This is a genomic window from Cellvibrio japonicus Ueda107, assembly GCF_000019225.1.
Classification (GTDB): Bacteria; Pseudomonadota; Gammaproteobacteria; order Pseudomonadales; family Cellvibrionaceae; genus Cellvibrio; species Cellvibrio japonicus.
Genome location: NC_010995.1, coordinates 4,385,775 through 4,399,696, shown reverse-complemented (window position 1 = coordinate 4,399,696; position 13,922 = coordinate 4,385,775). Strand labels below are relative to the sequence as shown.

General features: G+C 51.5%; 9 protein-coding genes. 2 read left to right on the top strand and 7 right to left on the bottom strand.

Going from position 1 to position 13,922, the window contains the following annotated elements; all coding sequences use genetic code 11:
• The 3 genes from CJA_RS17685 to CJA_RS17675 all read right to left on the bottom strand — a co-directional run bounded on the left by CJA_RS17685 (position 1) and on the right by CJA_RS17675 (position 7,398).
• Positions 1–585: a Pvc16 family protein gene (locus tag CJA_RS17685; protein ID WP_012489242.1), complete on the bottom strand. Its 585-nt coding sequence runs from the start codon at positions 583–585 to the stop codon at positions 1–3.
• 499 nt (positions 586–1,084) lie between these two features.
• Positions 1,085–4,711 carry a YncE family protein gene (locus tag CJA_RS19685; RefSeq protein WP_012489240.1) on the bottom strand — a complete coding sequence of 1,209 codons (3,627 nt, stop codon included), beginning with the start codon at positions 4,709–4,711 and terminating at the stop codon, positions 1,085–1,087.
• 116 nt (positions 4,712–4,827) lie between these two features.
• Positions 4,828–7,398: a bifunctional diguanylate cyclase/phosphodiesterase gene (locus CJA_RS17675; protein ID WP_012489239.1), complete on the bottom strand. Its 2,571-nt coding sequence runs from the start codon at positions 7,396–7,398 to the stop codon at positions 4,828–4,830.
• 249 nt (positions 7,399–7,647) lie between these two features.
• On the opposite strand from CJA_RS17675, the gene typA reads away from it, so the two are divergent.
• Positions 7,648–9,471 (top strand): translational GTPase TypA, encoded by a 1,824-nt coding sequence (typA, locus tag CJA_RS17670; RefSeq protein ID WP_012489238.1) that lies wholly within the window; start codon positions 7,648–7,650, stop codon positions 9,469–9,471.
• A gap of 173 nt (positions 9,472–9,644) precedes the next feature.
• Positions 9,645–10,454 (top strand): sulfite exporter TauE/SafE family protein, encoded by an 810-nt coding sequence (locus CJA_RS17665; protein WP_012489237.1) that lies wholly within the window; start codon positions 9,645–9,647, stop codon positions 10,452–10,454.
• 72 nt (positions 10,455–10,526) lie between these two features.
• Here the strand turns inward: CJA_RS17665 and CJA_RS17660 are convergent, their stop codons facing one another.
• From CJA_RS17660 to CJA_RS17645, 4 genes are all read right to left on the bottom strand, one after another.
• The gene (locus tag CJA_RS17660) at positions 10,527–11,072 is read right to left on the bottom strand and encodes an outer membrane beta-barrel protein (RefSeq protein ID WP_012489236.1); all 546 of its coding nucleotides are present in this window, start codon (positions 11,070–11,072) and stop codon (positions 10,527–10,529) included.
• A 125-nt stretch (positions 11,073–11,197) separates the two neighbouring features.
• Complete coding sequence (gene hemH, locus CJA_RS17655) at positions 11,198–12,232, bottom strand: ferrochelatase (RefSeq protein WP_012489235.1); 1,035 nt, start codon at positions 12,230–12,232, stop codon at positions 11,198–11,200.
• A gap of 120 nt (positions 12,233–12,352) precedes the next feature.
• Complete coding sequence (locus CJA_RS17650) at positions 12,353–12,745, bottom strand: gamma-glutamylcyclotransferase family protein (RefSeq protein ID WP_012489234.1); 393 nt, start codon at positions 12,743–12,745, stop codon at positions 12,353–12,355.
• Positions 12,746–13,888 carry a PQQ-dependent sugar dehydrogenase gene (locus CJA_RS17645; protein ID WP_012489233.1) on the bottom strand — a complete coding sequence of 381 codons (1,143 nt, stop codon included), beginning with the start codon at positions 13,886–13,888 and terminating at the stop codon, positions 12,746–12,748.
• Between the last annotated feature and the right edge of the window lie 34 nt (positions 13,889–13,922).

Genomic DNA, 13,922 nt, shown 5'->3' with positions numbered 1-13,922 from the left:
TTAGCGATCCTGACCGCTGACACCGGTTTGCGGGCGCGATGAAACCGGTTCCTGGCCGACGATAGCCGAGGGTGTCATCGCAATCATGCGCACACGGTAATACACCGATGGCAGGTATTTGCCACCCAGCAAGCCCCAGAGATTGCTCAGATCCTGGATATTCAAGTTCTCGATATTGAGTACCAGTTTTTCAATGCGCGAATCCATATCCGGGGCATTGCGCCGGTCAAACACAGGCTGCAACTGAAAAAAACCGGTAGCGCGGGAAATAAACTTAAGCGCTTCAGGGTAATTGGCACCACTAAAATTAGCGGCCAGCATGACATACAGATTTAAGTACAGTGTTTTGCTGGGCACCAATGAGCGGCCATCAAAGCCTTCGGCGCGAGAGATTTTGGCTTGTGGGACAGTATCTTTTTCAATGTTGGTTAAAAACATCACCAACTTGTTATTGACATGTGCCGCCACACTACCATCGGGCTCTGTCAGGCTGGACACAACGACAATATCTTCCGTGAGGTTATTGGTGCGTTTTAGGTAGGCATTCAACTGGGAGGCTAGATGGTGAATGGCTGCGTGTATCAAACTGCACCCCTGCGCATTGTTCACTGCTGATCGAACAACTGACCCAGGCTAGGGGCAATTGCGATGGTTTTGTTATTCTCTACGCCAGTACCATCCAGGAACGGGTGTTGCAAGCTTGGAAACAGATAACTCAGAATTGTGATGAGGTTAGCACAAAAAAAATTGGCGTCTGCTTTTTTTTAAAAGAAATTATCATTTCCTTTTTTTATGTTGATTTAGGCGACGACATGGCTGCTGGTTGAACATTTTTGGAGCAAGGTCGGTGCCATTTGCTTCGAAAAATCACTCAATCGGTGCAAGCTGTTAATACTTTTGCCGGTGCGTAACCACAGAAAACCTGTCAGAGGGGTCAATCATTCATAGCATGGGTGGTGTGGGCAATTACACCTTATTACAGATGGATTTGATGGCGGGATAAAAACAACAACATATGCAGACAATGTTTGTAGGCGGACAATAAAAAAAGGGGGCGAGCCCCCTTTTTTGGTAGTCGGATAAATCAGTGTTTGCGCCGGCCGCAAGGGGTAAGCAATAGCAGCATCAGTGCCAACAAATGCAGGGATATATTGCCGCCGCCACCACCACCGCCACCCGCAGATGATGTTGGGTTATCAATTTTATTGACCTTGTGTGATAGCAGGTTTGCGGGGTTATCCCCTACATTGCCTATGCCTTCAAGGTAAATGATTTCTTGATGATCAACATAGCCAACATCGTAATAATGAGTAACTTTCATGGTGATTGCCGGATAGTCCTTACCCTTCCAGCGCTTGGTGCCTACCTCGATCAATTGCAAGCTGAACTCATGGGTGTATTCATAAAGTGCTTGCAGGCTGTTTCCCTGGTAAGCCTTGATTGACGTTGAGAGTCTGCGTATTTCGCCGAGTTTCATTGTGGCAGGCATGACCAGGTAGTTGTCATACACGTAGCGGTATATCTCGTTGTAGTTATTTATCTTGTTGGCGCGATAGTAGATACCGGTTGAGGTCCTTTCTATTTCAGCTGAAAAGCCGTCATTGGTTTCAAGCGTGTAGCGATTACTGCCCGAAACCGGCTTGATTGTTACCTTGTAATCGCCTTGGAAGGTGTACTCCATATTACCGAGGGGAAAATAATCCAACAGGGCATTATTGGGGTGGGTATCTGCTTTATCCGGTGCGAATCCCGAGCGAATTTCAAAGCCATTAGGTACCCCATCACCGTCTTCATCGCGATCCGCATCACTGGGATCGTAAGGGTCCATAAAGCTGTACTGCAATTCCAGTTCATTAGGCACACCGTCGCCATCGATATCCGGGTCGCACACATCGCCCAAGCCATCAAAATCCGTATCCAGCTGGTTGGCATTGGGGATAAGTTTACAGTTATCTATGAAATCCCAAACACCGTCACCATCGGTATCGATGGGACGATTGTCGATGGCGTCACACGCATCGCCAATACCGTCGTGATCGATATCAGCCTGATCAGGGTTGTAGGTATTGGGACAGTTATCGCGCGCATCGCCATAACCATCACCATCGGTATCCTGGTTATAGGGATCCTTGTCGCATTCATCGCCAATGCCGTCGTTATCTGAGTCATTTTGCCAGGGGTTATAATGATTGGGACAGTTGTCCCTGGTATCGGGAATCTGGTCACCATCTTGATCTGCTTCAAAAGCCACACTGGCAATTTCGATGTAATTATCCGGGATTAAAGCGTCGCTATAGTTCACTTGAAACTTGAGGTTAATAATATGGAATCCGGCGTCGATGGGCAGAGAGATCGATTGCCAGATACCATCAACGTAGTTGGTATGCCAATGGTTTGTCTGCACTCCGTCGATTGATATCGACAGGCTCCCTGAATATAGATTGCTATTGTAACGATGAGTGATAGTCAAAAATCCCTTGTCAAAGCGCTGGATAAAATTGACTTCGCTGGTTTCTGTCGTGTTGCGCAGAGTGCCTGAGCGCAGTACGCGCTGAATGGATGTGTTGCTGGAACTGATATACCAGGGCAAGGCATTGGAGGGAGTATAAAAATATCCGGGCAGGTCCTGGCTAAAATCAACAGTCAACTGACTGGTCAGTACAGGAATTGAAAGGCTGTCATTCAAATTAGAGCCAAGCAGGCTTTCAGCGCGATTGGAATAACCATCGTTATCGAGATCCTGATCGGCATCGCTGGCATCACGCGGGTTTAAACCCAGGGCAGCTTCCTGCTCATCACTGATGCCATCATTATCATCATCAGGATCACAGGCATCTCCCAATCTATCGCCATCAAAGTCCTCCTGATCCGGGTTGGCAAGCTCAGGGCAGTTATCGATGAGATCATGGTGCTGGTCGCCATCTCGGTCAGTGATATTGTTGATGTCAAAATCGCGAATGTGAGGGCCATTTACAGTTTGCTCTATCAGTATCAAACGATCATTAAGATTGAGCAGGGTATGTTCTGCACTTGCTGCGAGGTTAAATTCTTCTTTTAAGGAAAAGTTACTATTCCAGAATTGTAATTTATCCCCGTTTTGATTGATGGTAATGGGTAAATTATTAATCCAAATACCAGCTTGAATAGAATTGGATAGGGAATCACTCTGTGCCAGGGTAGTCGCATCTAATAAATTGCCGCCACTCGTTAGTAACAAACTGCCATTGTTGCTGAGCGACAATGAATGAAAAGTTCCCGTATTGGGGTATGAATAATTACTGCTGCCCATAATGCCGGTATTAGGGTCAAAGCTATACCATGTTATATCTGAATAATTGGCAACATAGGTGTACAGGCGGTTTAGCGTGCTGTTCCACAGGTAATTAGACTCGTTCCAGGTCCAATAATATTGATCATGTACTTTTGTGCCACTGGCATTAAAAACATGGTGGTATTCAACATAATCCAAGGGGGCCTTTGCAATCACATAATTGCCTACGGCGATTAGACCCTGGATTCTCCCTTCAGTCTTGGCAAACAATGCGCCTGTGTTGCTCAGCTGATCGTTAGAAAAATAGGCGATAACTCCACGTACATTGCCAACATACAGGCGGTTGGTTGAATCGGACCAAGAAGCTTTGGTTGGCGGATCTAACAGTTGCCAGGATGGTAGATATTTTTGTTGGGCTATGGACCAGCGGAAAATGCTTAAATGTTCGCGGTCGATTAAAAAGACAGTGTCATTGTTATCGTGCAGAACAATTTCCGGTTTATAAGCGAGTTCGCTCGGGTCTATAACATAGTCTGCATCGGGAATTGCGATGTTCGCTGTACTAATCTTGGTAGCGGAAACAGTGTTTGAGCCTATATCAAACAGGAAGATATCTTGTGCGTAAGCTTGAATGTGGTTTGCACTTTGTGTAACAGGAGTGGAGCCTAGCGGACGGTGATACTTGTCATAATAAAATAACGCGCTATCACGCAATTGAACCGGATTGTCGCCAATGAATGTCATGGCGGTTGCATTGCCAGGCAAGCCCTTGATACTGGTAAGATCCGCTGCGAAATAGGTCGCTCCATTCAAGTCGTAGATTTTATTTTGCGATGCGTTAAGAAATAACCTGGTTATGGCCTGGTAGTTATAGGCACTGTTGTATTGGGTTGAGTTTAATAGCTTTCCATCTGCATCAACGTTGGTTTTGTAGAAATAGCTACTTCCTGTGTTCGAAGGGAGTGCATAAATTGCATTCTGCACAGATGATGCGACTAACCCAGCTTTGAGCTGGCTATAGTTAGTAGTTTCAATCAGGGTTCCATCATGCTTGTTGAGTTGGTAGATGGTGTTGTTGCCATCAGCGGCATAAATAAAATTACCCAGGATCACGAGTTCGGTAATGTTACTGCTCAGGTTACGAAAAAAGCTGCTTGATCCGTTGGTCAAATCTACTTTTTGTAATTCGCGGTTAAAAGCAACGTAGGCGGTATTACCATCCACCGTAAAGGCAGAAGGCAGCTTGCCAAGCGTAATGTCATCCAACGGGGAGTTGTTTGCCATGTCATAGCGAACAATCTTATTAGGGGATGAAAAGAGGAAGTAAACCAGGTTGTCTTGGGCCTGGGTTGCCAGATGGGCTGCATTCGTTGACAGGGAAAATAATAGGTAATTAAAGAACAGCACAATACTGGCTATTCCCTTATAAAGGTGTGGCATGCGCCCTCCTTGTTGGATTGGTTTAGTGCCGTAGAGGTATTAAAAGTGGATGCGTTCGAACAAACGGCGGAAATGTAGCATGGTTTGGTTAAAAAGGATACTTGACGCGCCATTGGCTAGCGCAAAAATTCCTCCGCCCCAACCGGTTTACCAAAGTAATACCCCTGGTAATGCAGGCACCCTTCCTGTTCCAGCCAGTCCCGTTGCCGTTGGGTTTCCACGCCTTCGGCAATGACGTTTAGTTCCATGCTTTGCGCCAGGCGGATGACCATACGCGCAATGGCGGCGTCGTTGGGGTCGGTGAGTATGTCGTTGACGAACGACTTGTCGATTTTGAGTTCGTTGATGGGGAGTCGCTTGAGGTAGGACAGCGATGAGTAACCCGTGCCGAAATCATCCAGTGAAAATTTAATACCATGGCTTTTGAGTGCATCCATTTTAGTAATGATGTCCTGCTGGTTGGTGGCCAGGATACTTTCGGTGAGTTCCAATGTGAGTTGGTGTGGATTGGCTCCGGTACGGGTAACGGCAGCCAACACCTGGGTGACAAAATCCGGTTGCTGGAATTGGCGGGCACTGACATTAATTGAAAGGGTGAGTGCGGCGGTGAGTGGATTTTGTTTCCAGTGAATTAGTTGCTGGCAGGCGGCGTCCAGAATCCAGTTGCCGAGTGGCAGTATGAGCCCGGATTCCTCTGCAATCGGGATAAAGTCCATGGGCGATATCATGCCCCGCTCCGGGTGCAGCCAGCGAATCAGCGCCTCGGCGCCGGTGATGCGTCCGGTGCGATCTACCTGGGGTTGGTAATACAGTTTGAATTGATTGAACAGCAGCGCTTCGCGAATTTCATTTTGCAAGGCAAAGCGTTGTGCGGCACTGGCTTGCATGTGCGGATCGAAAAAGCGCAGGGTGTTTCGGCCGGCGGCCTTGGCGTGGTACATGGCCTGGTCGGCGCGTTTGAGCAGGTCTTCAATATCGGCATCATCATCGCCAAAGAGGCAAATACCAATGCTGGGTGAGTTGAAATATTCCTGCTCATCCAACACATAGACCTGGTTGAGGGATTGGAGGATTTTCTCGGCAATTTGCTGTACCTGTTGTGCAGCCTGGTCGCGATCATTCGACAGCCCTTCAAGGATAACCAGGAATTCGTCGCCACCGAGGCGACCGACGGTATCCTCGTGGCGCAAGCTGTGACGCAAGCGATCAGCTACCGCAATTAACAGCAGGTCGCCGACATGGTGGCCGCGGTTGTCATTCAGGGTTTTAAAATCGTCGAGGTCGATATAGAGCAGCGCGCCCAGGGCCGCTTGGCGCTGGCCTGTGGCAATGGCGTGTTCCAGGCGATCCTGCAGCAAGCGGCGATTGGGTAGCTGGGTGAGCGGATCAAAAAAGGCCAGGTTGTTAATGCGCGCTTCGTTTTCCTTGCGTTCGGTAATGTCGCGGCTGAGCATGACATAGCGCTGGATACCTTTTTCCTTGCCCGCTTTACTGGCGACGGATAACTCAAAATCCCGCCGGCCTCCGGGCATTTCCAAGGCATAGTATTTGCCTTCGGAAAAGCCGGTTGCATCGGCCTCTTCCATCGCTGACCAGATGACCTGGTTAACCTCATCGGGCATAAATTCACTAAAGGCTTTGCCGATAAATGCCTCGGGTGGAACCAGCAGCAATTCAGGGCGGCGGGTATGGAATTGATAGATGATGCCATCGCTACCCACTTCGAACAGCAAATCGGGAATAGCGTCCAGTGTGGCTTGCAGTTGCGCGCGCGCGTTGACCAGTTCGCGGGTTTGTTCGCTGACGGCTGTTTGCAGGCTGAGCTTGCGTCGTTGCAATTGCACCAGCAGGTAGGCCAGGTAGCCCAGTAACAGGCTGAAGCACAGTGCCATCAAGGTTTCAGACGCCAGGCGCCAGGGGGCGATCCAGCCATTGATGGGACTGGCGCTTAGGGTCCAGATACCGTTGGGAACGGGCAGGTTGCGCTGAACCGGGTCGTGCAGGTCGTTTGCATCCATGCTGGCGATGACCTCTTCTACATTGGTATCCGGGTGGATGCGCCAGAGTTTGTAGGCGATGCCCTGGGAGGTCAGCTGTGGCAGGTTGGCGGTTTCCAGCAGGCGGTTGATGCGAATGGTGACATTGGTAAAACCCCAGAAATGGCGGCCACCCTGGTCCTCAAGGAATACCGGCAACCGGCCCACAACACCCAATCCACCCTGGACGAGTTCAATCGGGCCGGCCAGGGTTAGCTTACCGGAGTCCCGTGCGCGCAAGGCTTCACGGTTTTGCACCAGGTCTTCAAGCTGGTTAAAACCGATCGATGCCTCGTTGCCCAGCAGGGGATATACCTTGGTAATTACACCCTGGGGCGACAGGGTTAAATGGGAGACACTGCTGTAATAAGGCAGGATTTCGCGGGCAAAATCCTCGAAATAATGGGTATCTCCCTGATTGAGGCGAATGATGGCAGCCAGTGAATAGTTGAGGGCAAGGGCCTGGTCCAGGCTATCGCGAATCAGGAAACTGTGGTTTTGTACGATATTGGCGATGTCTGCGCGGCTGGCGAGCCGCTGGTTTTCCTCCAGTTTCCAGATAACCAGTGCACTGAGGCTCAGGGAGATCAGCAGAACAAGAAATGCCAGGGCACGGGGACGACGCAGCAGGATGGGAGATGCCTCGGGCATAAGCAGTCCGGTTTGGGGTTACGGCAAAGCCCTAACTATAGCATTGGCTCGGTCAGCGGCAGGTAATCGGTGTGTTTTGGTGTCATAGGCCGGCGTTCATCGAAGGTCTCATCTTTTAGGTAATGGCTAAAAAAACGCCAGATTTTCCCCGGTAGTCATATCCGTGCCACACCGACATGGGTATAATGCGCGCCTTTTTAACGCCACCTCCCTGCCTTCCAGGCGCGCATATCCAAGAGAAACTCCACAGTGACTGACCAATCCGCTATCGAAAAACTGCGCAATATCGCCATTATCGCCCACGTTGACCACGGTAAAACCTCCATGGTTGACCAGCTGCTGCGCCAGTCCGGCACCCTCGACCGCCGCGATGACACCGGCGACCTGATCATGGACAGCAATGACCAGGAGCGCGAGCGCGGTATTACCATCCTCGCCAAGAACACCGCCATCAAGTGGAATGATTACCGTATTAATATCGTAGACACCCCCGGCCACGCCGACTTCGGCGGTGAAGTGGAGCGCGTGCTCTCCATGGTGGATTCGGTATTGCTGATTGTGGACGCCGTTGGTGGCCCCATGCCCCAAACCCGCTTTGTAACCTCCAAGGCGTTTGAGCAGGGCTTGAACCCGATTGTGGTCATCAACAAGATCGACCGCCCCGGTGCGCGCCCCGAATGGGTGATTGACCAGGTGTTTGATTTGTTTGACCGCCTTGGTGCCAGTGAAGAGCAACTGGATTTCCCGGTGGTGTACGCCTCGGCCCTGAACGGTGTTGCCGGTCTTGATCCTGACAACATCGCCGAAGACATGACTCCGCTGTTCCAGATGATTGTCGATAAGGTCAAGCCGCCCGCCGTGGATCTGGATGGCCCTTTCCAGATGCAAATCTCGGCGCTGGATTACAGCAGCTATGTCGGTGTTATCGGTATTGGCCGTATCACGCGCGGCAGCCTGTCGCCCAACCAGCAGGTCGTGGTGGTTGACCACGAAGGCAATACCCGCAAAGCCAGGGTACTGCAGGTGATGGGTTACCACGGCTTGCAGCGCATCGAAACCGACAAGGCCTATGCGGGCGATATCGTGTGTATTACCGGTGTCGACAAGCTGGGTATCTCCGATACCCTGTGCAGCCCTGAGGCTATTGAAGCCCTGCCGCCCTTGTCCATCGACGAACCCACCGTCAGCATGACCTTCCAGGTAAACGATTCGCCCTTTGCCGGTAAAGAAGGTAAGTACGTCACCAGCCGCAACATCAAGGACCGCCTGGAGCAAGAGCTGATTGCCAACGTGGCATTGCGGGTTCAACAGGGCGACTCACCGGATAAATTTATCGTCTCCGGTCGCGGTGAATTGCACTTGTCGGTGCTGATTGAAAATATGCGCCGCGAAGGCTACGAGCTGGGCGTATCGCGCCCGGAAGTGGTACAGAAAATTGTGGATGGCGTGGTGCACGAGCCCTTCGAACAAGTGGTCATCGACGTTGAGGAGCACCACCAGGGTTCGGTGATGGAAGAACTCGGCTTGCGCAAAGGCGAGTTAACCAACATGCAACCGGATGGCAAAGGCCGTATCAAATTGGAATTCCTCTGCCCGTCGCGCGGCTTGATCGGTTTCCGTGGCCAGTTCCTCACCATGACTTCCGGCTCCGGCATTATGACCAGTATTTTTGACCATTACGGCCCGGTAAAAGAAGGTGAAGTGGCCAAGCGTCAAAACGGCGTGCTGGTATCCATGGTGAAAGGTAAAACCCTCGCTTACGGTTTGCACCCGCTGCAAGACCGCGGCCGTTTGTTCCTCGGTGCAGGTGTGGAAGTGTATGAAGGCCAGATCGTGGGCATTCACTCGCGCTCCAACGACCTGGTAGTAAACCCAACCAAAGCCAAGCAATTAACCAACGTGCGTGCCTCCGGTACCGACGATGCGCTGACCCTGTCTCCGCCGATCCGTCACACCCTGGAACAGGCGCTGGAATTTATTGAAGACGATGAGCTGGTAGAGGTGACTCCGCAAAGCATTCGCCTGCGTAAAAAATTGCTCACCGAAAACGAGCGCAAACGCGCCAATAAATAAGTGGTGGCGATAAGGATAAAGAATTTCCGGGAGATATTTTCAACGCCGCGTTAGCGGCGTCCCGAAGGGTGGCCGCCAGGGATGGCAGGCCATAAAAAATCCCCAACGTGAAAGCGATGGGGATTTTTTTATGTGAGTATCATTGAGCGAGAGCATTGGCGCTGTAAAAAACCATGGATATTTATTTAATTGTTTCCCTGTTGATCCTCGGTGCTGTTACCGGGTTATTCGCTGGTTTGTTCGGAATCGGTGGCGGTGGTGTAATGGTTCCGGTATTAACCTTTTTGTTCTTGCGGCAGCAGTTTCCCGCCGATCATGTGGTACACCTGGCCCTGGCTACCTCCATGGCGACCATAGTGCCGACGGCCCTGGCCAGCTTGCGTGCCCACCATCAGCATAATGCGGTAGTGTGGCCGGTGGTCCTGCGAATTACGCCGGGAGTATTGGTTGGTACTTTTGCCGGCACTTTTCTGGCGGCCTATTTATCGGTGCAATTCCTGGCCGTTTTCTTTTCCATCTTCATGGCTTTTGTTGCCTGGCAGATGATCAGAAACCTGCAGGTATCGCCCGCGCGCCAATTGCCGGGCAATTTGCCGCTGGTGGCGGTGGGTATTGCGATTGGTGCTATTTCGGCATTGGTCGCTATTGGCGGCGGGACGCTCACTGTACCTTTTTTAGTGTGGTGTAACCTGGCCCTGCCTGTGGCGATTGGCACCTCTGCGGCGGTGGGGCTGCCCATCGCTGCATCCGGAGCCTTAGGGTATTGGATCAATGGTTTGGGTGTTGCGGATTTGCCTGATTACACCCTGGGTTATATTTACTGGCCGGCGGTTTTAGTGATGGCATGTGCCAGTTTTATCACGGCACCTTTGGGCGCACGCCTTGCACACCGCCTGCCGATACCAACCTTGAAAAAAGGTTTTGCGCTGTTGTTGGTTGCACTCTCTGTGCAAATGTTGCTGGCGGTTTTTAGCGCCCAATAAAAATGAGCGATTTATGTTAATAAAAAAGCAGCCCTGTCACGGGGCTGCTTTTCTGTTTAGCGTGATAACCGATTAAAAAGTGATAGTGGCACCTACCGAGAACATGGACAGGTCATCGACATCATCCATATCAAATTTTTCATATTCAGCGCGCAAGGCAAGCGAGCCCAGCTGGAATTTGGCGCCGATACCATAGGCCATATTGGATTCGGAAGAGCTGGCCTTGATATTTTCAACAACAGCATCAACGTCTGCATCGGAATAACCGATTTTGCCGAAAACACCAAAGGGGCCAAAATTCAAACCGGCGACACCAAAGAGATCAACGGCAACTATATCGGCACTGCCAATGGCTTCGCTGCCTTTGAATTTACCAAAGTCGCGGTAATCCACTTCAACACCCAGATCCAGCAGCGGCAACACACCAAAGTTGTAACCCGCGACAATTTTGTAAGCGGTATCGTCTTCATTTAATTTGGCATTGGTATCAAATTCTGCTTCCAGGGACGATTGGCCGACACTGCCGCCAATATAAAAGCCTGAATCAGAGCCGGCAAAACTGGTCGCGGGAATGGCGCAGGCGAGCATGAGCAGGGAGGATTGAAGAAACGTTTTCATAAGTGATTCCTTTTGTGTGTGATCTGAGGTCATGAGTTAAATGCGGGAGGATGGCGCCAGATTAAGCCTGGAATCATGACGCCTTGATGAAAGAGCTTAGTACAGGAAACTGACTTGTAGCTGAATCAGGAAGTGCTGAGTGCTACTGAGCGAATTTTTTCTGCCAGGATTGCGATGTGGTCCGCACGGTCATTTAATGCAGGGATATAGTGATATTTCTCACCGCCGGCGTGCAAAAACGCTTCGCGGTTTTCTACCGCCAATTCTTCCAGGGTTTCCAAACAGTCTGCACTAAAGGCCGGTGAAAGAATCGCCACATCCTTGATGCCTTCGGCAGGTAGCTGTTGCAAGGTGACATCAGTATAGGGTTTCAGCCACTCTTCACGCCCGAAGCGCGATTGGAAACTGGTGATGCAATCGTTCTTATCCAGACCCAGGTGTTCCTGCACCAGGCGTGTGGTTTTTTGGCACAGGCAGAAATAAGGGTCGCCCGCCAATAAATACCGCTTGGGCATGCCGTGGTAGGAAAAAATAATTTTTTGCGGCTTACCTTCGCGCTCGATATGTTCGCGCACTGAGCTGCTCAGTGTGGCGATATAGCCAGGATCATCACAATAATGATTGATGAAGTGCAATTCCGGTACCCAGCGCCAGGTTTTTAATTCGGCAGCAACCGCATCAAAGGTGGAACCTGTGGTGGGACTTGCATATTGCGGATACAGCGGCAGCACAATGATCTGGCGCACCCCTTCGTGTTGCAACTCGCGCAGGGCGGTGGCGATAGCGGGCTTGCCGTAGCGCATGCCCAGCTTGACGCTATAGCCGTCCCCTAGCTGTTGCTGGATAGCGATTTGTTGCTGTTTGCTGATAGCGAGCAAGGGAGAGCCTTCACTGGTCCAGACACTGCGATAGGCGGTGGCAGACTTGCGTGGACGGACGCGCAAAATAACCCCGTGCAGAATGAACCACCAGAGCAGGCGTGGAACTTCGATAACCCGCGGGTCGGATAAAAATTCCGCCAGGTAGCGACGCAGGGCGGGTGTAGTCGGCTCATCGGGGGTGCCCAGGTTAGCAAGCAACACACCGATTTTAGCCCTGGGCTTGTCAGTGGCATGAAACAGGGGTTCTATGTCGTAATTGCGGGCACGGAATAACGCCATGGGTGCATCCTGAGATGGGGCAAACGGGGTAAGGGAAAGTGATCTTCCCTGGCAAGAGTGGCGTAAGTATAAGCGGATTTGTTATGGGTAGGTGTTGTGGAGGTTGAAGAAAGTGCGGTATCAGTTCGCGCTTAAAAAATCACCACTGTTGATGGCGATGAGATGCCGGGTAGATTGGGCATATACATAAGTCCATACCGTTTTTATAGCGCCAGTGTCTAATTGAACGTCGATCTGCGCGCGTCGATATTCATCATCGGGGTGCGGTGGATTACTGCATTCTTCATAGGCATCCAGCGCCTGTAAGTGCTGCTCACCGGTCAAGGCATAGACCTCGCCTGTCACCCACCCCGCCTCCTCGCTGAGCACAAGGCCGGGATAATAACGGATGTGAAAGAGCTGTCCGCGCACACGCGCCCCGCCGATAAACTGCGCCCCCTGTAAATAGCGCTGGTGCGCACCTGTATGACAGGCGCGACGCAGGGTTCCATACACAAATAAAAAGGGAGTCACTTAAAGCGGGGATAACTGGTAAATCTTGCCGTTGCTCTCGTCGCTGATCAGGTAGACCAGTCCATCAGGTCCCTGTACAACATGGCGCAGGCGCTCACCCACTTCTTTTTTCAACAGGCGCTCTTCCTTAACGACCTTGTCGCCATCCAATTGCAAACGTACAAAGGTCTGCTCGCGCAGGCTGGTGAGCAGGATATTGTTTTGCCACTGCGGAAATTTATCGCCGGTGTAGAAAATAAATCCGACAGTCGCGATGGAGGGAACCCATTTGTAGGTGGGCTGTTCCATGCCTGCTTTATGGGTGCCCTCCCCGATTTTTCCGCCGCCGTAGTTTTCACCGTAGGTGATCACCGGCCAGCCGTAGTTTTTGCCGGCCTCATCAATATTCAATTCATCGCCGCCCTGTGGGCCATGCTCACCGGTCCAGAGCTTCTGGGTTTGCGGATGGATAGCGGCACCCTGTACGTTGCGATGGCCGTAGGACCAGATTTCGGGTAGGGCTCCGGGGGTTTTCACAAAGGGATTATCGGCGGGTACTGTGCCGTCGGCATTAATGCGCACGACTTTGCCCTGGTGGTTATCCAGGGTTTGCGCCTTGTCTTTTTCGCTGTAGCGATCACCCAGGGTAATAAACAGGGTGCCATCAGGTGCCCACACCAGGCGCGAGCCAAAGTGCGCGCTGCTGTCGACCTTGGGTTTTTGGCTGAACACCCGGGTGACGTTTTCCAGGGCATTGCCTTTCAGGGTGGCAACACTGACCGCCGTGCTATTGCCCTTTTCGCCTTTGCTTTTATCGGCGGGTTCGGAATAGCTGAAATAGATCTTGTTGCTGGTCGCAAAATCCGGGGCCAGTACCACATCGAGTAGCCCGCCCTGTCCGCGGGCTACTACATCGGGGACACCATTCAGCGGTGCACCCAGCTTGCCATCGGCGCTGACGATGCGCATGGTGCCGGGGCGCTCGGTCACCAGCATGCGGCCATCGGGCAGGAAGGCCAGGCCCCAGGGATTTTTCAAACCCTGGGCGATGGTTTTAACCTGTAGTTTACCGGTTTGTGTATTCACGACTTTGGTATCGGCCGCCAGCGCCAGGGGGGTGCTGCCGAGCAGGCAAAGGGCAAGTGCCAGTGAGCGCAGTCTCATGGGAGAGTCTCCTTAAGGGAATTTGCCGCAGGGT